17 protein-coding genes are annotated in these 17,961 nt (G+C 68.8%); 7 read left to right on the forward strand and 10 right to left on the reverse strand.

What is annotated here, in order from left to right:
* Positions 1-10: 10 nt before the first annotated feature.
* On the reverse strand, positions 11-856 hold the full coding sequence (locus tag OG266_RS23540) for a helix-turn-helix domain-containing protein (protein ID WP_371552925.1): 846 nt from the start codon (positions 854-856) through the stop codon (positions 11-13).
* Positions 857-1,061: 205 nt separating this feature from the next.
* Between OG266_RS23540 and OG266_RS23545 the strand changes: the two genes are divergently transcribed.
* The 3 genes from OG266_RS23545 to OG266_RS23555 all read left to right on the forward strand — a co-directional run bounded on the left by OG266_RS23545 (position 1,062) and on the right by OG266_RS23555 (position 6,252).
* Positions 1,062-1,523 (forward strand): ATP-binding protein, encoded by a 462-nt coding sequence (locus OG266_RS23545; protein ID WP_371548246.1) that lies wholly within the window; start codon positions 1,062-1,064, stop codon positions 1,521-1,523.
* A 57-nt stretch (positions 1,524-1,580) separates the two neighbouring features.
* Positions 1,581-4,232, forward strand: coding sequence for a LuxR C-terminal-related transcriptional regulator (locus tag OG266_RS23550; RefSeq protein ID WP_371548248.1), 2,652 nt, complete (start codon positions 1,581-1,583; stop codon positions 4,230-4,232).
* A 109-nt stretch (positions 4,233-4,341) separates the two neighbouring features.
* Positions 4,342-6,252 (forward strand): hypothetical protein, encoded by a 1,911-nt coding sequence (locus tag OG266_RS23555; RefSeq protein ID WP_371548250.1) that lies wholly within the window; start codon positions 4,342-4,344, stop codon positions 6,250-6,252.
* Positions 6,253-6,317: 65 nt separating this feature from the next.
* On the opposite strand, the gene OG266_RS23560 is transcribed toward OG266_RS23555, so the two are convergent.
* Entirely contained in the window at positions 6,318-7,064 is a 747-nt protein-coding gene (locus OG266_RS23560; RefSeq protein ID WP_371548252.1) for a cyclopropane-fatty-acyl-phospholipid synthase family protein, read from the reverse strand.
* 262 nt (positions 7,065-7,326) lie between these two features.
* Between OG266_RS23560 and OG266_RS23565 the strand changes: the two genes are divergently transcribed.
* Both OG266_RS23565 and OG266_RS23570 read left to right on the forward strand, forming a co-directional pair.
* Positions 7,327-8,334: a bifunctional lytic transglycosylase/C40 family peptidase gene (locus OG266_RS23565; protein ID WP_266464059.1), complete on the forward strand. Its 1,008-nt coding sequence runs from the start codon at positions 7,327-7,329 to the stop codon at positions 8,332-8,334.
* 193 nt (positions 8,335-8,527) lie between these two features.
* Positions 8,528-9,229: a phosphatase PAP2 family protein gene (locus OG266_RS23570; RefSeq protein WP_371548253.1), complete on the forward strand. Its 702-nt coding sequence runs from the start codon at positions 8,528-8,530 to the stop codon at positions 9,227-9,229.
* An 84-nt stretch (positions 9,230-9,313) separates the two neighbouring features.
* Here the strand turns inward: OG266_RS23570 and OG266_RS23575 are convergent, their stop codons facing one another.
* The 3 genes from OG266_RS23575 to OG266_RS23585 form a co-directional block, all read right to left on the reverse strand.
* Complete coding sequence (locus OG266_RS23575; protein ID WP_371548255.1) at positions 9,314-10,867, reverse strand: FAD-dependent oxidoreductase; 1,554 nt, start codon at positions 10,865-10,867, stop codon at positions 9,314-9,316.
* A gap of 260 nt (positions 10,868-11,127) precedes the next feature.
* Entirely contained in the window at positions 11,128-12,126 is a 999-nt protein-coding gene (locus tag OG266_RS23580; protein ID WP_266459193.1) for an inorganic phosphate transporter, read from the reverse strand.
* A 7-nt stretch (positions 12,127-12,133) separates the two neighbouring features.
* The gene (locus OG266_RS23585; RefSeq protein ID WP_266459195.1) at positions 12,134-12,754 is read right to left on the reverse strand and encodes a DUF47 domain-containing protein; all 621 of its coding nucleotides are present in this window, start codon (positions 12,752-12,754) and stop codon (positions 12,134-12,136) included.
* 290 nt (positions 12,755-13,044) lie between these two features.
* Here OG266_RS23585 and OG266_RS23590 point away from each other — a divergent pair, with 290 nt between their 5' ends.
* Positions 13,045-13,404: a metal-sensitive transcriptional regulator gene (locus tag OG266_RS23590; RefSeq protein ID WP_266459198.1), complete on the forward strand. Its 360-nt coding sequence runs from the start codon at positions 13,045-13,047 to the stop codon at positions 13,402-13,404.
* A 74-nt stretch (positions 13,405-13,478) separates the two neighbouring features.
* Here the strand turns inward: OG266_RS23590 and OG266_RS23595 are convergent, their stop codons facing one another.
* Together OG266_RS23595 and OG266_RS23600 are read right to left on the reverse strand one after the other, a co-directional pair.
* Positions 13,479-13,682 (reverse strand): hypothetical protein, encoded by a 204-nt coding sequence (locus OG266_RS23595; protein ID WP_266459200.1) that lies wholly within the window; start codon positions 13,680-13,682, stop codon positions 13,479-13,481.
* 124 nt (positions 13,683-13,806) lie between these two features.
* On the reverse strand, positions 13,807-14,634 hold the full coding sequence (locus tag OG266_RS23600) for a hypothetical protein (protein WP_371548258.1): 828 nt from the start codon (positions 14,632-14,634) through the stop codon (positions 13,807-13,809).
* 119 nt (positions 14,635-14,753) lie between these two features.
* Here OG266_RS23600 and OG266_RS23605 point away from each other — a divergent pair, with 119 nt between their 5' ends.
* Positions 14,754-14,915 carry a hypothetical protein gene (locus OG266_RS23605; protein WP_266464380.1) on the forward strand — a complete coding sequence of 54 codons (162 nt, stop codon included), beginning with the start codon at positions 14,754-14,756 and terminating at the stop codon, positions 14,913-14,915.
* Positions 14,916-15,026: 111 nt separating this feature from the next.
* Here OG266_RS23605 and pstB read toward each other — a convergent pair whose 3' ends face one another.
* Genes pstB through pstC form a run of 3 tightly spaced genes read right to left on the reverse strand, consistent with a single transcriptional unit; the run spans position 15,027 to position 17,921 of the window.
* Positions 15,027-15,803, reverse strand: a complete 777-nt coding sequence (gene pstB / locus OG266_RS23610; RefSeq protein ID WP_266459204.1) for a phosphate ABC transporter ATP-binding protein PstB — start codon at positions 15,801-15,803, stop codon at positions 15,027-15,029.
* 52 nt (positions 15,804-15,855) lie between these two features.
* Complete coding sequence (pstA, locus tag OG266_RS23615; RefSeq protein ID WP_266459207.1) at positions 15,856-16,914, reverse strand: phosphate ABC transporter permease PstA; 1,059 nt, start codon at positions 16,912-16,914, stop codon at positions 15,856-15,858.
* Positions 16,911-17,921 carry a phosphate ABC transporter permease subunit PstC gene (pstC, locus tag OG266_RS23620; RefSeq protein WP_266459211.1) on the reverse strand — a complete coding sequence of 337 codons (1,011 nt, stop codon included), beginning with the start codon at positions 17,919-17,921 and terminating at the stop codon, positions 16,911-16,913. Before pstC ends, pstA begins: the two co-directional genes overlap by 4 nt.
* Between the last annotated feature and the right edge of the window lie 40 nt (positions 17,922-17,961).

Consider the following 17,961-nt stretch of genomic DNA (forward strand, 5'->3'; position numbering starts at 1 on the left):
TCGGTTCCCTTCACAGGTCCTGGACGATGGCGTGAATGAGGTCGCGTGACGCGTTGGGCGTGAGGGCTGTGGCCTCCATGCGCTCCAGCAGTACGCGGTACTTGTCGAGCTGTGCTTCGGCGTCGATCAGCGCTGAGCCGTGGGACTGGTCGAGGTGCACCGTGTCGAGCTGCGGTACGGGGCCGTGGGCGTACAGGATCGATTGGCCCGACCCGGGGTAGGCGCCGGCGGCGAACGGGATGACCTGCACGGTGATGTGTGCGCGCTCGCCCATGTCGAGGATGTGTTGCAGTTGCTTCCGCGTGACGGCGGGGCCGCCGAACTGCATCCGCAGGGCAGCTTCATGGATGACTGCCTGATACGGGGTGGGGGAGTCCTTGTAGAGGACGGTCTGGCGCTTGATCCGGAACGAGAGCCGGTGCTCGATGTCGGGGGGCGAGAGTTCCGGGACGACCTGGCGGATGACCTCGCGGGCGTGATCGTGGATCTGGAGCAGGCCAGGAATGTGGGCCGTGATCCCGGCACGCAGACGCGTCGCGTGGTGCTCCATCTCGGCCAGGTCGATCAGCCCGCTGGGCAGGATCTCGCGGTACTCCTCCCACCAGCCACGCGACCGCTCGGTGGTCATGTCGCTGAGAGCCTCGACGAGGGCCTTGTCGGAGCAGTCGTAGTGGCAGGCGAGGGTGCGCACGCGTTCTGCGCTCACGCCCACACGCCCAGCTTCCGTGTTGCTGACCTGAGTCTGCTTGATGCCCATGAGTTGACCCGCCTCGGTGGCAGTCAGGCCTGCGCGCTCCCGGAGTTTGCGCAGCTCCGCGCCGAATCGGAGTTGGCGACCCGTCGGGTTGCTCCTCAAGGACTTCTCCGCTTCTTCGATGCTACTGGTCACTCACACGAGTGATAGTGCATGGGATTCCTCGAAACCAGTGAATGGGTTCACTGAGCGCCGCTACTTTAGTACCTGGGCCCCTGCCCCAGAAGCACCCCGCTCGACGGAGCGGCCGCGGTCACTGGGCAACGTAACCAAATCACCCAACTCCCCACCGAACCGGGAGACTTCCATGGCAACCGTATCCCCCACCTGGTCCTACACCCTTCAACTCCCGCACGATCCCCGTGCCCCGGGCATCGCCCGAGCCACCCTCCGTACCATCCTCGCCGCCCACGACCTCACCGAACTCGCCCCAACCGCCGAGCTGTTGGCCTCCGAGCTGCTCACCAACGCCCATCTGCACACCCGGGGCCCGTACGCCCTGCGCCTCCTGGCCGCCGACCCCGACCGGGTCCGTATCGCGGTCTGGGACACCGATCCGACCGTCCCGCCGGGCTTCTCGGAGAAGGGCGCCCCCGTCCTCGTACCCCCGGAGGACGCGGAACACGGACGCGGCCTGCACCTCGTACGGGCCTGCGCGGACGCGTGGGGCGTGTCCGTGCTGCGGGATCTGGGGGCTTCGAAAGGCGGGAAGCTGCTCTGGGCGGACCTCAACGATGGCCCGAAACCCAGCCCCAAGGATGGGCCGTGAGCTGATGGGATGGTGCCCAGCGGCATATGACGGGCTGCCGGGGACGGGGGAGCCGGAGTGCGGGAATGGGCGGGGCGTTGGCCGTTGGTGGGGCGTGAGGCGGAGTTGGAGTACTTCGCCGCGGCGTTGGCGGACCGGGGGTGTCGCGGGTTCGTGGTGGGCGGGGCGGCCGGCGTGGGCAAGTCACGGCTGGCCGAGGAGTGCCTTGAGCGTGCCGCGGCGGCGGGGTTCCGGGTGGGGCGGGCCACCGCGAGCGTCGCGGCCGGCGCGGTGCCGTTGGGGGCGATCGCGCATCTGCTGCCGGTCGGGGTGGATCTGTCCGACCCGGTCGCCGGATTCGATGCTGTCGCCCGGGAGTTGGCCGCCGGGCCGGGGTGGCAGTGGGTGCTGATGGTCGACGACATGCATCTGCTGGACGCCGCCTCGGCCGTACTGCTGCGGCAGTTGATGGACACCGGCGCGCTCCTGCTGATCGGCACCGTGCGCAGCGGGGAGCCCTACGGGGAGGCCGTCGCCGCGCTGCGCGGTGGGGACGCGGTGTACCGGGTCGACCTGACCGTGCTGGGACCGGAGCAGATCGAGGCGCTGCTGCAGGCCGCGCTCGGGAGACCGGTCGCCCGAAGACCCCTGCACAAGCTGTCGGCCGCGAGCGGCGGCAACGTGCTCTACCTGCGCGAACTGGTCCTCGGCGCCCTGACCGCCGGAAATCTGACCGAGGACGGCGAGATCTGGCATCTGGTCGAGGACCGGCTGCCGGGCACCGCGCGGCTCACCGAAATGATCTCGACGCGGCTGGCCACCGCCGACTCCGCCGGACGCCCTGTCCTGGAGTTGCTGGCGCTGTGCGAACCGCTGTCCCTCGCATACGTCGAAGCGCTCGCCCCGCCGCAGGTGACGGCGGCCCTGGAACAGGCCGGGCTGATACGGGTCACCCAGGACGGGCGGCGCACCGCCGTCTCCCTGGCCCATCCCCTGTACGGCGAGGTGCTGCGGGCCGGTCTGCCGGTCCTGCGCCGCCGGGTTCTGCTCCTTGACCAGGCCGAGCGCGTCGAGGCCCGCGGAGCCCGCCGCCGCGCCGACCTGCTGCACATCGCCAGCTGGCGGCTGGCGGCCACCGGCACCGCCGACCCGGCCCTCCTCGCCCAGGCCGCCGTACTGGCACGCCACGCCCACGACTTACCCCAGACCGTCGCCCTCCTGGAAGCCCTGCCCGAGAAGCACCGGACCACCGCCACCGACCTGAGGCTCGGCGAGGCCCTGTTCGAGTTGGGCCGCTGGCACCGGGCCGAGGCGACTCTCGCCCGGGCCGACGCCTTTGCCGTCGACGAGCAGGACAAGCTCGCGGTCGCCCTGGTCCGGACGACGAACCTGCTGTGGAGCAACGCCCCCGTCGCCGAGGCGCTCGCGGTCAACGACGCCGCCCGCGAACAGGTCAGCAGCCCCGCCGACCGCCGCAAGCTCACGGTCAACGAGGGTTTCCTGCGGATCGTCGGCGGCCGGCCGGCCGAGGGCCTGGCCCTGTTGGCGGATCTGGAGACCGAGGTCGGTGACGCGCCCGACGTCAACGCCTGGCTGCGCGGAGCCTGGATGAAGCCCGCCGCGCTGGCCCTGGTGGGCCGTACCGCCGAGGCCACGACCTGGGCGCGGCGCGCCCACGACGCGCACCGGCGGGTCCAGGAACGGGCCCTGGCCTCCCATCCCGCCTTCCAGCGCGTCCCGCTCGTCCTCGCCCTCACCGAGGCCGGTCTCCCGGCGGCCGAAGCCTGTCGGGAGGGCGAGCGCGCCTACGCCGAACTCGCCGCGGCCGGTTCCCGCGTGCGGATCTGGCTGGCCGTCCTCCTGGGCCGTACGCACTGGTTGGCCGGCCATCCCGCCACCGCCCGCCGCTGGTGGGCCGAGGCCGCCACCGTGTCCCGCGGTATCGACCACGCCATGGCACTGCGCCTGGTGCTCGCCGGTCTCGCCGCCTGCGCGGCCGTACTGGGAGACCTGGACGCGGCCGAGGCGACGCTGGCCGAGCACCGCGCCCTGCCGCCGGTGGAACCGGGGTTGCTGTCCGCCGGGGAGGAACGCCTGGGCGAGGCATGGCTGTTGGCCGCCCGCGGGCAGCTGGGGCGGGCCCGGTCCGTGCTCACCGACGCTGCCGGTATCGCCCGCGCCAGTGGTCATGTCACCGGCGAGGCACTGCTGTTGACCGATGTCGCCCGGCTCGGCGGGGCCAAGGAGGTCACCGGCCGACTGACCGCGATCGCCCAGGCCTGTGACGGCGAACTCGCCCCCGCGCGAGCCCAGTTGGCGAGGGCGTTGGCCGCCGACGACCCCGACCAGCTCCTTCTGGCCGCCGACGCCTGCCGGGCCATCGGCGCGGACCTGCTCGACGCCGAGGCGGCCACCGCTGCCGCGGCCGCCTGGCGCAGGGCTGCCCGGCCCCGCCGTGCCGCCGCGGCCACCCAGCGGGCCGCCATGGCCCGGGCCCGCTGCGAAGGCGCCCGCACACCGTTGCTGACCACCGCCCAGGCCACGGCCGCGCTCACCGCCCGCGAACGAGAGATCGCCCTGCTCGCCGCCGTCGGCACCGCCAGCAAGGACATCGCCCAGGTCCTGGCACTGTCGGTGCGCACCGTCGACAACCACCTCCAGCACGCCTACGCCAAACTCGGCGTCACCACCCGGCACCAACTCGCGCAGGCGCTCGGGGTAGTTGAGTAGCGGTTACTCATCCCCTGTCACGGCTGCGCGGGCACGCTTTCCCACGGCGGCAACGTTGTCGCCGGAAACCCAGTTCTCGTCATCGGGGGATGACTACATGAGACTGAGCATGATCAACAAAAGCGGGAAACCACCTGGCGCGGCACGAAGAACCGTCTTCGTTGTCGTGCTGACAGTGCTGTGCGCATTGGTCGGTCCCGGAGTCGGCGTCGGATGGGCGGACTCGGGCGGTGGACCATCCGCCGTAGCGGCATCGCCCGACGCGGCGAAACGTCCGGCCTGGCAGGCGACGAGCAGTACGCCGAGCCCGGGACTTCCGGCACAGAAGCAGAGCTCCGGCGCTTCGCCGTCGCTGCTGGCCTGTGACACGCACGCGGTCGGCACCTGGGCCTACAACGACCAGGCCGGTGTGCAGCACAACGGGATGAACATGCAGGTCCAGGTGCGGGATCTGCGGACCGGCGCGCTGATCGCCGGGCTCACGAACTCCGCCGGCCGCTACGACATCTGTTTCACGGCCGCGCAGTTCACGCAGTTGTACATCACGTTCGCGGCCGAGAACGGCGCGTGGCGGGTGCAGAACGGCACGAACATCTACAACTGGAGTACGCCTGTCCGCGCCAATCCGGTAGCGGGCAGCACCGTGAACTTCGGCACCCAGGTTCCCGGCGACGGCACGGCGGGCCACCGGGCCGCTCACGCCTTCGACGAGGCCAACGACGCGTGGGTGGGGGTTCCGCACACGAACGGCTGCTGGGATCCGAAGGACACCACGTGCCGGCAGTTGCGAATCAACTGGTCGAACACCGCAGTCGGCGACACGGATTTCTATGACCAGGTGGGCAACGTGGTGCAGCTGCTCGCCGTAACCCCGGACGCCCCGATGGAGGTCATGCACGAGATCGGCCACGCGCTGATGGACGACGTCTACAACGACGCGTTTCCGTCGACCGTGGGTTGCCCCAGGCCGCATCCTCCCAACCAGGCCAGCACCGCCGTATGCGCGTGGATCGAGGGATGGGCGGACTTCTTCTCACTGGCCATGTACCACACCCCGGTTTTTCAGTTCGGCATCGGAACCTCGATGAATTTCGAGTTTCCGACCTGGGGGTTCAACGGTGTCAGCAATGGTGACGTGACGGAGACGCGGGTCGCCGGGGCGTTGTGGGATCTCATAGACATCAACTCCGGCGGTGCCGAAACCTGGGATCAGCACAGTGAGGGCTTCGGAGCCGTCTTCTTCCCGCTCGCGCGTCACGTCGACAACACGTTGGCGTCGTTCTGGAGCAGTCGTGGCACGGAGGGATTCGACGTGTCCGACTCCTCGCTGGGGTCGCTTTACCAGAACACGATCGACTACGGCTACCGCAGGCCCCTGCTCGACGGCCGGGGCCAGTTCCTCCCGACGTTCACCTCTCCCACACCGCCGCAGAACTTCAGCCTCAACACCGCGGTCCAGTCGTGGTCCGTGGTCGCGGTGCGGCCGTCGAATCCAACCGATTTCGACCTCCAGCTGTACGACGACCGGGCGCAGACGGCGTTTCTCAACAGCAGCGCATTGAACGACCAGGCGGTCGATTTCGTCGCGATCGACTCGAATCTGCGGCCGGTGGGCGACTACTACCCACGGGTGCACCAGTTCCGGGGACCCGGTACCTACACCATCGAGTCCGTGATGGGCTTCACCACCTTGCAACCGGGGTCGTCCACCAGCTTCCACCTCGACGACTCGCAGGTCGCCGCCGTGCAGGACACACCGCTGACCGCGGGTGTGCCGGTGACTATCACGCTGACCACGACGGACCCGATCTCGGTGGCCAGACTGTTCGTCATGGGCGACGATCCGAGCAATCCGGCGACGTTCGTCCAGAGACGCAGCTCCGCGGTGGCGTCCGCTGCCGGGTCCAATTCCGGTGGGCAGCCGGTCTCGGTGACCTTCACGCCGACGCGGACCGGCGAGTACGGCATCGTGGTCACCTTCGACAACGTCGGCGGCGACTACACGCTGACGCGTAGCTGAACCACAACGGCGGGAGGGGTGTGGTGCGTGGCCTACGCCACGCACCACACCCCACTTGACGTGGGTCAGCGGTTCATCAGGGCGAAGACTCCCCAGCCGAGGTACTCCCGCTGGTAGCGGACGTGGCGTGCGGGGGCGGTGGTGAGTTCCGCGCGCAATACGGGGGCCAGTTCGTCGTCCGGGTTCTCGTCGAGCCAGCGGCGGATGTTGAGCCACTGGGCGGCGGCGAAGCGGTCCCAGCTGTCATGGTCGGCGAGGACCATCTCGACCACGTCGCAGCCGAGTTCGCCGAACTGCTCGAGGAGCTCGGGCAGGGGGCGGAAGTCGTCCTTGGTGGTGGCGTGGCAGGCCTCGATGGTGGTCTGGTCCGGGGGGTCGAGGCGCCAGTACGGTTCGCCGATCAGGATCATGCCTCCGGGGGCCAGGCTGCGGCGGAGGAGTTCGACGGTGCCGGCCGGTCCGTCTCCGATCCAGGTCGCGCCGATGCACGCGGCGATGCCCACCGGTTCGTCGGAGACATGGCCCGTCGCGTCCCCGTGCGTGAAGGTGACTCGGTCGGCGACGCCCAGCTCGACGGCTCGGGTGCGGGCGGTGGCGATGGACACCGTACTGATGTCCACGCCGGTGCCGGTGATCTGGTGGTCGCGTGCCCAGGTGCACAGCATCTCGCCCGTGCCGCAGGCGAGATCGAGCACGCGAGTCCCCGGCGGCGGGCTGAGCGCCTCGCCCAGAGTCGCCAGCTTCTCGCTGGTGAACGGGTTGTGGATGCGATGGCTACTCTCGCGGATGGTGAAAATACGTGGAAGATCCACTTCTGGGGTTCCTTCGGTCCAAGGTGGTTGCGATGGTGGTGATGCCTTCGGTCGGCGGCCGGTGGAACTCGGCCGCGCTCGCCTGAACCGTCATCAAATGCACCTCATCGGAAGCAACAACGCTTGGACCGGCCGAGAGTAGGACCGGCCGGCCGGTCGCGTCCATCGGTTTTCGCCCCGTACGACCTTGTGTGTGATCATCCCGTCGCACGGGAGCCGCCTCTACACTGACCTCGGCGGACTCCTGGGCGGCGAGGGGCGGTTGACGGTGCGTAAGGCATGGATCGTGGCGATCGCCGCCGTCGGCACCGGGCTCGGCTTTGTGATGGTGCTCGTCGTCGGTGTGTACCTGGTCGCGGGGAACCTCGCGGGTGGGGCGGCCGGCGGAGCGGTCACGCTGGCCAAGGGCGCTGTGCCGGCCGCGTACCAGACGCTCGTACAGAAGTGGGGCAATCTGTGCAGCGCCATCAACCCGGCGCTGCTGGCCGCGCAGCTCTATCAGGAGAGCGGATTCAATCCGAGCGCCCAGAGCCCCGCTGCGGCGCAGGGAATAGCGCAATTCATCCCGGGAACCTGGGCCACTCACGGAATCGACGGCGACGGGGACGGCGACCGCGACGTATGGGATCCGAATGACGCGATTCCATCGGCCGCTTCGTACGACTGCGAGCTCGCCTCGTACGTGAAGGACGCACCGGGGGACCCGACGCACAACATGCTCGCCGCCTACAACGCGGGGGCGTACGCGGTCATCAAGTACGGGGGCGTACCGCCGTACAAGGAGACCCAGAACTACGTGAAGACGATCACCACTCTGCAGGCGAGTTTCGCCGCGCCGGTGACCCGCGTCGACCCCTCCAAGCAGGCCGCGGCGGCCATCTCGTACGCGCAGGAGAAGCTCGGCACGCCCTACCTGTGGGGCGGGAACGGTACCGCTGACCAGGGCGGACGCTTCGACTGCTCGGGGCTGACGAAGGCCGCGTACGAGAGTGTCGGGGTCACGCTTCCGCGGGTCGCCAACGACCAGTACAACGCCGGGCCGCACCCCGCGCGAGAAGAGCTGCTGCCGGGCGATCTGGTGTTCTTCTCGGACGACCTCACCAACTCGCGGGCGATCCGGCACGTGGGCATCTACGTGGGCGGCGGGTACATGATCGACGCGCCGAAGCCGGGCGCCGTCATCCGCTTCGACCCCGTCGACACCCCCGACTACTTCGGAGCCACGCGAGTGACCGAAGATGGCGCGAAAGCATTGCCCACGACGGTCTGAACCCACCCTCTGAGCTGCGGCGATGTATCTCTCTTCGATAACGTCTGAGTGATCATTCGGTGGAGGGTGGAACGTACTGGAGGGGACTGTGCGTTCCTGTTGACGTAGAGCGGATCTACGACCACGGGGGTGGGACAGAGCGCCGCACGAAAGGCTGCGCGCGCGGGCACGACGACGAAGGAGCCGCAGCGCTATGGCTGGACTCGCCGAATCCGGTTCCAATCCCGACGTCGACCTGCTCTACGACATCAATGGCCTGGCCAAGGACGCGCCCCGGTGGTTCGACCGGGGGGTCGAGTTCGTGGGTGAGTACGGGCTGCTGATCGCGATGGTCCTGCTGGTGGCCGGGTGCTGGTGGTCCGTGCGGCGGCGGGGCGGCGAGGATGCCGCGCCGTCCGTGGCCGCAGTGGTGTGGGCGCCGCTGGCCGCCGGGATCGCGCTGCTGGTGAACATGCCGATACGGGATTTCGTGGCGCGGCCCAGACCCTTCGCCGACCACCAGGGCCTCGACGTGCTGGTGTCCGGCAAGACCGACTACTCCTTCGTCAGCGACCACGCGACGCTCACCATGGCCGTCGCGGTCGGGCTCTTCATCGCGAACCGGAAGTTCGGGCTGATCGGAATAGGGCTCGCGCTGCTCGAAGGCTTCTGCCGGGTCTACATGGGCGTGCACTACCCGACCGACGTGATCGGCGGCTTCGCCCTCGGCACGGCGGTCGCCCTGCTGCTGTCCCCGCTCGCCATGCTTCTGCTGACGCCGGTGGCCAAGGCCGTGGAAGGGTCCGCGCGGGCCGGCGGGCTGATCCGGGCGCGGGGGGCGGCTCTCGCGGGTGAGGAAGCGGTGATCGCGGGGGCTCGGGTGGAGCGGGCCGAGGACCGGGATCTGGCCGCGTAAAGGCCGTACCGCCCGAGCCCGCACTGTCGCGCGGAGTGCGCACCGCGCTGTCACGTAAGACCGCACCGCCGCGCAACGGCCGTACTACAGCGCCTGCGGGAAGTCGAAGAAGCGGTTCGGGTCGTACTGCTTCTTCAGGGCTGTCAGGCGGGGGGCCGCGTCGCCGTAGTACGCCTTGCGCCAGTTGGTGAGGGTGGGGTCCGTGTAGTTCTGGTACGCGGCGCCCGAGGCGTAGGGGGACATGGCCTTGTGGGCGGTGGTCAGCCAGGACTGGGCGGTGGTGCCGGAGGTGCCGGCCTGCCAAGCGGCGATGTACTGGGCGAGCATGCGCGAGCGGCGGTGGACGAAGGCCGTGGAGGTGGGGGAGACGCGGTTGACCGCGCCGCCGAGTGCCGTCAGGGCGATGCTGCCCGAGCCGCCTCTTACCGTCGAGAGCTGCTTCATGAGGGCCTGGATCCCGGCCGACGATATCGAACGGTCGAAGAAATCCGAGCGGGCCGCGTACGTTTCGCGACCGAGGGCGCCCTGCGTCGAGCGGCCCGGGGTCGAGCCCGGCAGGTGGCACTGGGCGTCCGTGGAGAAGGACGAGCAGCCCGCGTACACCTCCATCGAGTCCTCGTACGAGCGCCGCTTCAGCGAGACGCTGCTCGCGGGGGCGCCGATCGTGTCGGCCAGGCGGTCCACGGCGTTCTGGAGTTCGACGTACGTGCCCAGGGAGAACGCGGCGATGGAGATCGTCGGCGTGCCGCCGGTCGCGTTCGCGAGGTGACAGGAGGACCAGATCTCGTCCGGCTGGGTCGGGCCCCACTCCTGCCAGGCCTTGATCACGGCGGCTGCCCTCGACCAGGGCCAGGTCATGTACGCCGATACGGCCTGGGGGGCAGGGTGGGTCCTGTAGCGGAGCTCGGTGACTATGCCGAAGTTGCCGTTGCCCGCGCCGCGCAGGGCCCAGAAGAGGTCCTTGTTCTCCGTCGCGTTCGCGGTGAGCTGCTTGCCGTCGGCCGTGATCAGGGTTGCCTGCGTCAAGCTGTCGCAGGTCAGGCCGTACGCGCGGGAGACCACGCCGTGGCCGCCGCCCAGGGTCAGGCCGGAGACGCCGACGGTGGGGCACGATCCGGCGGGGATCGTGACGCCCTTCGCCGCGAGGGCGCGGTACACGTCGATCAGTTTGGAACCGGCGCCCACGACTGCCTCGTTGGCGCTTGCCCGGATCTTGTTCAGCTTCGATACGTCTATGACCAGGCGGTTGTTGCCGGAGGACCAGCCTGCGTAGGAGTGGCCGCCGTTGCGGATCGACACCTTGATGGCGTGGGCGCGGGCGTACGCGATGGTGGTGCGGATGTCTTCTGCGTGGGCGACGTAGGCGACTGCGGTGGGCTTCAGGGTGTCGAAGCGGGTGTTGTAGAGCTGGTGGGCGGTTGGCCAGGCCTGGTCGCTCGGGCGGATCAGGGTGCCGTCCAGGTCCCTGGACAGGGCGGTCCAGTTGGCGGGGGTTGCTGTGCTGGTGGTGGCCGTGCGTATGGGGGTGCCGGTTGTTTCGGCCGCGCCTTGGGGCGCGTCCGTTTCGCCGTTGCACGCGGCTGTGGCCGCCGCCGCGAGTGCGGCTGTGGCTCCGCCTATGAACGTACGCCGTTGCATGTGCGCCTCCCCTTGGTTCTGTGGAGGGAGACGGGTCCCCGGGTTCGGGGGTTCCACCGGGGGAGCGTCTGCGGGTTGGGTGGGGTCGGGGGTGGGGTTTTTCGCCCCCTCCGCCCCTACCCGTCCCGTTCCTGGGGGCTGCGCCCCCAGACCCCCGCTTTCGGCCTGGACGGCCTCGTCCTCAAACGCCGGACGGGCTGAAATCGGGCGTAGCCCGGAAGCAAGGGACGGGTAGGGGCGGAGGGGGCGAGAAAACTGCCCTACAGAACCGCCAGGTTCACGACCCAGAAGCTCAGCGCCGCTACCAGTGCCGCCGCCGGCATGGTGATGAACCAGCCGAGGATGATGTTCTTGGCCACGCCCCAGCGGACGGCGTTCAGGCGCTTGGTGGCGCCGACGCCCATGATGGCTGAGGTGATGACGTGCGTCGTGGAGATGGGGGCCTTGAAGAGGTAGGCCGTGGCGAACATGATCGACGCGCCCGTCGTCTCCGCGGCGAAGCCCTGGGGCGGATCGAGCTCGATGATCTTCCGGCCCAGCGTCCGCATGATGCGCCAGCCACCGGCGTACGTCCCGAGCGACAGCATCACCGCGCAGACGATCTTCACCCAGACGGGAATCGGATCGCCCGGCCCCTGCACATCGGCGATGACCAGCGCCATCACCACGATGCCCATGGTCTTCTGGGCGTCCTGGAGACCGTGGCCGAGAGCCATGCCGGCGGCCGAGACGGTCTGGGCGATACGGAATCCGCGCTTGGCCTTGTGGGGGTTGGAGCGGCGGAAAATCCACATGATCGCGCACATCACCAGATAGCCGACGACCAGGCCGACCAGCGGCGAGGCGAACATCGGAATGACGACCTTGTCCAGCACCCCGTCCCAGTAGACCGTCGTGCCGCCGGCGAGCGCCGCGCCCACCATGCCGCCGAACAGGGCGTGGGAGGAGGAGGACGGAAGACCGAAGTACCAGGTGACCAGGTTCCAGGTGATCGCGCCGACGAGGGCCGCGAAGAGGATTCCCATTCCCTTGGAGCCCTCGGGCGTCTGGATCAGGCCCTCGCTGACCGTCTTGGCGACCCCGCTGCCGAGGAAGGCACCCGCGAGGTTCATGACCGCGGCCATGGCGAGCGCCGCCCGCGGTGTCAGCGCCCGCGTCGACACGGACGTCGCGATCGCGTTCGCCGAGTCGTGGAAGCCGTTCGTGTATGTGAATCCGAGCGCGACGCCAATGGTCACGATCAGGGCGAAGGTGTCCATGAAGAGGTCAGGACTCCTTGACGGCGATGGTCTCCACCGTGTTCGCCACGTGCTCGAACGCGTCGGCCGCTTCCTCCAGCACATCCACGATCTGCTTGAGCTTGAGCACGTCCATGGCGTCGTACTTGCCGTTGAAGAGCTGGGCGAGCAGCTTGCGGTGGATCTGGTCGGCCTGGTTCTCCAGGCGGTTGACCTCGATCCAGTACTCGGTGAGGTTGTCCATCGTGCGGAGGTTCGGCATGGCCTCCGCCGTCAGCTCGGCCGCCCGGGCCAGCACCTCGATCTGCTGCTCCACACCCTTGGGGAGCTCCTCGACCTGATACAGCACGACCAGGTCGACGGCCTCCTCCATGAAGTCCATGATGTCGTCGAGGGACGAGGCCAGGTTGTAGATGTCCTCGCGGTCGAACGGCGTGATGAACGAGGAGTTCAACTGGTGGAAGATCGCGTGCGTGGCGTCGTCACCGGCGTGTTCCGCGGCCCGCATACGCTCTGCGATCTCGGTCCGGCCGGAGGCGTCCGCCCCGAGCAGTTCCATGAGGAGTTTCGAGCCCGTGACGATGTTGTCCGCGGATGCGGAGAACATGTCGTAGAAGCTCGTCTCCCTGGGGGTCAGACGAAAGCGCACGTTGGGGTCCTCGGGGTGCTTCGGTTCGGTCAGGCTGATGCTAGGCGCATCATCCGGCCACGGCTAATGGGCCGTCTCCCAGTGTCGCCCATCAGGCACAGTGATCAGCACAGGGTCCGGCTCCGCCATCGGGCAAGGGCCCTATACCCAGCAAAGTTCGATACCATATACCTACCAGGGGTATATGTAAGCGGCGAACCGGACGGGATCTCGACAAGGGCCTCCGGTATATCCCCCGAGGTGTCCCCGGGGCCCTCCGGGACCGCCGACAGACTCATCAGGAGGACGCGATGACGACCACCGAGGCCGGCGCGACGGCGCCCTCCGGCGAACCCGTGCAGCAGGTCGTGACCGACCACGACCGGGGTATCCACGGCTACCACAAGCAGAAGGACGAACACCTCAAGCGCCTGCGCCGGATCGAGGGCCAGATCCGCGGTCTGCAGCGGATGGTCGACGAGGACGTCTACTGCATCGACATACTCACCCAGGTCTCCGCCTCCACGAAGGCCCTGCAGTCCTTCGCCCTCCAGCTCCTGGAGGAGCACCTGCGCCACTGCGTCGCGGACGCGGCGGTCAAGGGCGGCGACGAGATCGACGCGAAGGTCGAGGAAGCGACGAAGGCGATCGGACGACTGCTGCGTACGTGATGTGGGGTTGCCCACTTGGGTACGTACATGGGGGGCGGCGTGGCGGGGACCCGGCCACGCCCGGACGGGACGGGCTACAGGTCCGCGTCCCTTGTCTGCTGATGGTCACGCTCGTAGGTGCGCGCTTCGGACACCTTCAGCACCTCGTCGATGCTCTCAAGACTGAGCCGGTCCTCGTCAGCGGCCGAGGCCGCGATGATCAGGTCTCCGCACAGCTCGATCTCGGCGAGGGCCACGTGGTCCTGAACTGCAGTACCGCCGACCGGAGCCACGTGCATCACCTCTTCCTGCCGTCACCGACTTCCTAGAGTAGGTAGCGGCCTACACACCGCGCATGGCACGGAAGGGCCATTTCCGGCCCCCAACTCCTCCTACGCCCGCCCCTGCCCCGGCCGGGCGTTCCTACTCCGCGATCTTCCCGGCGAAGATGTCCGCGGACTCCGGAAGCGTCACGTCGGCGGCGACCCCGAACTCGTACAGCAAGGTCGTCGAGGCGACGGCGACGGTGCCCTTCTGCCGTCCGTTGACGAAGCTGAAGCGGTGGCGGACCTTGCGCAGCCGCCCCTCGTCGTCGAGATAGGCGTCGAACGGCACTTGGGCGCTGGCGAACCCTTTCGCCGCCGCCTTCAACGCGTCCCGGTTGCCCTCCGACGCGCTCTTCGCGGCCAGGTCGAGGTCGGCCGTACCGCGGTAGTGCCGCACCGGAACCCCGGCGACCTCGGTCTTCCCGACGTACGCCGCCGTCCGCGCCCCGCGCAGCAACTCGGCCGCCGCGTACGGGTCGGTGGCGCCGCCCGTCACCAGGTTCCCGTCGGAGAGGCCGGCCGTGTCGACGCGGACCCACTTGTCGGAGGGGACACCGGCGCCGCGGTTCTTCATGAAGAGGGCGCCCGGCGCGAGGAGTTCGGTGATCGGCCGGTGCTCGTCGGCGCCCGCGGGGTCCTGCGGCAGCAGTACCTTCAGCCGGCCCCGCTGCTCCTCGAAGTCGTACACACCCTCGCCCCGGATGGTGACCCTGGTCCCGCCGGTGGCCATCTCCATGGACGTACGGGTCTTCGCGCTGCCCGCCCGCCTCAGGGTGTCGGCGGCCCGGTGCAGCACCTCGACGCTGTCGGCACCGGTCCGGGCGTCCTCGGTGACGCCCGGACCGCCCGAGCATCCGGTGACACAGACCATCAGCCCCACCGCGGCGGCCATCCAACCGTTACGCCGCTCCTCCTGCGCCACCATCGCCTGCCGACCCCCAGCCGGTCCGTCCCGGGCCCTCCCCGTCGCTCCGCTTAACGACGTGTGGGGGTGCTCGTCACGCGTGCGCACTCCGTTCACTTGCCTTGGGTAACGTTGTTGGCGTGGCACAGCAGGACGGGATCGCCCAGAGCCAGGAACATCGCACTACAACGGTCGAGCAGGGCCGCTTCTGCCTGGCCCGCTGCACCTGCGGCTGGCGCGGCCCGGCGCGAAGAGCCCGGAGTCTGGCCCGCACGGACGCGGAGGGGCACATCCAGGGGTAAGAACACGGTGAGAAAAGGAGCGGGCCCGCCCCCGGTAGCCGGGGGCGGGCCCTTCTCGTCCTCGCGGTGGCACCGCCATGCAGCACCGCGAGGGGTTCTTGAAGCGTCGGCTCAGCCGAAGCGGCCCGAGATGTAGTCCTCGGTGGCCTGGACCGTCGGGTTGGAGAAGATGCGCTCCGTGTCGTCTATCTCGATGAGCCTGCCGGGCTGGCCGACCGCCGACAGGTTGAAGAAGGCGGTGCGGTCGGAGACGCGGGCGGCCTGCTGCATGTTGTGCGTCACGATGACGATCGTGAAGCGCTCCTTCAGCTCGCCGATCAGGTCCTCGATCGCGAGGGTGGAGATCGGGTCCAGGGCCGAGCAGGGCTCGTCCATGAGGAGCACCTGCGGCTCCACCGCAATCGCCCGCGCGATGCACAGACGCTGCTGCTGACCACCGGACAGGCCCGAACCGGGCTTGTTCAGGCGGTCCTTGACCTCGTTCCAGAGGTTCGCGCCCTTGAGGGACTTCTCCACGACGTCGCTCAGCTCGGACTTCTTGTAGGAGCCGTTGAGCTTCAGGCCCGCCGCCACGTTGTCGAAGATCGACATGGTGGGGAAGGGGTTGGGGCGCTGGAAGACCATGCCGATCGTGCGGCGCACGGCGACGGGGTCGACCCCGCTCCCGTACAGGTCCTCGTCGTCCAGGAGCACCTTGCCCTCGACACGGCCGCCGGGGGTGACCTCGTGCATGCGGTTGAGGGTGCGCAGGAAGGTCGACTTGCCGCAGCCGGAGGGGCCGATGAAGGCCGTCACGGAGCGCGGCTCGACCGTCATGGAGATGTCTTCGATCGCCTTGTGGGCGCTGTAGTAAGCGGTCAGTCCGCTTACGTCGATTCGCTTGGCCATTTCAATCACTGCTTCTTTCGAGGGGGAGACGTCGGTCGCTGATATGGCCGCGTCAGCGACCTGTCTTCGGCGCCTTCCAGCGGGCGATGCCGCGAGCCGCCAGGTTGAGGATCATGATGAAGGCGATCAGGGTGAGCGACGCCGCCCAGGCACGGTCGTACGCCGCGCCCGAGCCGGCGCTGTTCGCGTACTGCTGGTAGATGTACAGCGGCAACGAGGCCTGCGCACCCTCGAACGGGTTGTTGTTGATGAAGGGGTTGCCGAACACCAGCAGCAGCACCGGTGCGGTCTCGCCCGCGATACGGGCTACTGCCAGCATGATGCCGGTGATGATGCCGCCGAGGGAAGTCGGCAGGACCACCTTCAGGATGGTGCGCCACTTCGGGATACCCAGGGCGAGGGAGGCCTCGCGCAGCTCGTTCGGAACGAGCTTGAGCATCTCCTCCGTGGAGCGGACGACGACCGGCATCATCAGGATCGCCAGGGCGAGCGAGCCGGCGAAGCCGAAGGGCTGCATGTCGAACTGCAGCATCAGGCTCAGGATGAACAGGCCGGCGACGATCGACGGGATGCCGGTCATGACGTCGACGAAGAACGTGATGGCCCGGGAGAGGTTGCCGCGCCCGTACTCCACGAGGTAGACGGCGGTGAGCACACCGACCGGCACGGCCATCAGTGCGGCGAGGCCGACCTGCTCCAGGCTGCCGATGATGGCGGCGTAGATGCCGCCTCCCGGCTCGGTGTCGGTGACGACTCCCATCGAGTGGGTCAGGAAGTAGACGTCGAGCACCTTGATACCGCGCACGATGGTCGTCCAGACCAGGGAGACCAGCGGCACGACGGCGAGGATGAAGGCGACCCAGACCAGGCTGGTCGCCACCCGGTCCTTGGCCTGCCGACGGCCCTCGATGCGCGCGGCGATGCCGTACGTCCCGAGGACGAAGAGGACCGCGGCCATCAGGCCCCACTGGACGCTGCTGTCCAGCCCGGCCGCGGCGCTGATACCGATGCCGAGGGCGACCGAGCCCGCGGCGATCGCCCACGGGGTCCACTTGGGCAGCGTCGCGCCCTGCAGGGTGCTGGGACGCTTCGCGTTCAGGGTGTGGCTCATGCGTTGGCCCCCGAGTACTCCTTGCGACGGGCGATGATCGCGCGGGCCGCGCCGTTGACCAGCAGGGTGATGACGAAGAGGACCAGGCCGGAGGCGATGAGCGCGTCACGGCCCTGCTCGGATGCCTCACCGAACTTGCTGGCGATGTTCTGGGCGAAGGTGCCGCCGCCCGGGTCGAGCAGGCTGGCCTGGATGTCGAAGGTCGGCGAGAGGACCGTGGCGACGGCCATCGTCTCGCCGAGCGCGCGGCCGAGGCCCAGCATCGAGGCGGAGATCACGCCGGAGCGGCCGAAGGGGATCACCGACATGCGGATGACCTCCCAGCGCGTGGCGCCGAGGGCGAGAGCCGCCTCTTCGATCATCTGCGGGGACTGCCGGAAGACCTCGCGGCTCACGTTCGTGATGACCGGCAGGATCATGATCGCGAGCAGGATGCCGACGGTGAGCATCGAGCGCGGGGCGCCGCCCTGCCACTCGAAGATGCCGGTCCAGCCGAGGTAGTCGTCGAGCCAGCCGAAGAGGCCGTTCATGTGCGGGACGAGGATGAGGGCGCCCCACAGGCCGTACACGATGGACGGCACGGCGGCGAGCAGGTCGATGACGTACGAGATGGGGCCGCTGAGCCTGCGCGGGGCGTAGTGCGTGAGGAACAGCGCGATGGCGACCGCGATCGGGACCGCGATGACCATGGCGACGATCGAGGAGACCACCGTGCCGAAGGCCAGGACGGCGATGCCGAAGTCCGGCGGGATCGCGGTGGGGTTCCACTCGAACGTGGTGAGGAAGTTGCTCTCGTCCTTGCTGATCGCGAGGGTGGCGCGATAGGTCAGGAAGATCGCGATGGCGGCCATGACCACCAGCAGGAAAATGCCCGAGCCGCGGGAGAGACCGAGGAAGATCCGGTCACCGGGTCGGGTGGCGCCGCGGCCGGCACGTTTCTGCTCGACCGCGGAAGGCTGGGGGGTTGGCGGAGGCGCTTCGGCGTCGTTCTTCGTCGATATATCCATCAGATTTCTCCGGTCTGCGGAGTCGCACGAGATGTGGGGC

This window comes from Streptomyces sp. NBC_00554, from assembly GCF_041431135.1.
In the GTDB taxonomy this organism is placed as follows: Bacteria; Actinomycetota; Actinomycetes; order Streptomycetales; family Streptomycetaceae; genus Streptomyces.

Excerpts from the sequence above, each read along its gene's own strand:
- OG266_RS23545 (WP_371548246.1), top strand. The coding sequence starts at position 1,062 with ATGGCAACCGTATCCCCCACCTGGTCCTACACCCTTCAACTCCCGCAC.
- OG266_RS23555 (WP_371548250.1), top strand. The coding sequence starts at position 4,342 with ATGATCAACAAAAGCGGGAAACCACCTGGCGCGGCACGAAGAACCGTC.
- OG266_RS23570 (WP_371548253.1), top strand. The coding sequence starts at position 8,528 with ATGGCTGGACTCGCCGAATCCGGTTCCAATCCCGACGTCGACCTGCTC.
- OG266_RS23575 (WP_371548255.1), bottom strand. The coding sequence starts at position 10,867 with ATGCAACGGCGTACGTTCATAGGCGGAGCCACAGCCGCACTCGCGGCG.
- OG266_RS23580 (WP_266459193.1), bottom strand. The coding sequence starts at position 12,126 with ATGGACACCTTCGCCCTGATCGTGACCATTGGCGTCGCGCTCGGATTC.
- OG266_RS23590 (WP_266459198.1), top strand. The coding sequence starts at position 13,045 with ATGACGACCACCGAGGCCGGCGCGACGGCGCCCTCCGGCGAACCCGTG.
- OG266_RS23595 (WP_266459200.1), bottom strand. The coding sequence starts at position 13,682 with ATGCACGTGGCTCCGGTCGGCGGTACTGCAGTTCAGGACCACGTGGCC.
- OG266_RS23600 (WP_371548258.1), bottom strand. The coding sequence starts at position 14,634 with ATGGTGGCGCAGGAGGAGCGGCGTAACGGTTGGATGGCCGCCGCGGTG.
- pstB (WP_266459204.1), bottom strand. The coding sequence starts at position 15,803 with ATGGCCAAGCGAATCGACGTAAGCGGACTGACCGCTTACTACAGCGCC.
- pstA (WP_266459207.1), bottom strand. The coding sequence starts at position 16,914 with ATGAGCCACACCCTGAACGCGAAGCGTCCCAGCACCCTGCAGGGCGCG.
- pstC (WP_266459211.1), bottom strand. The coding sequence starts at position 17,921 with ATGGATATATCGACGAAGAACGACGCCGAAGCGCCTCCGCCAACCCCC.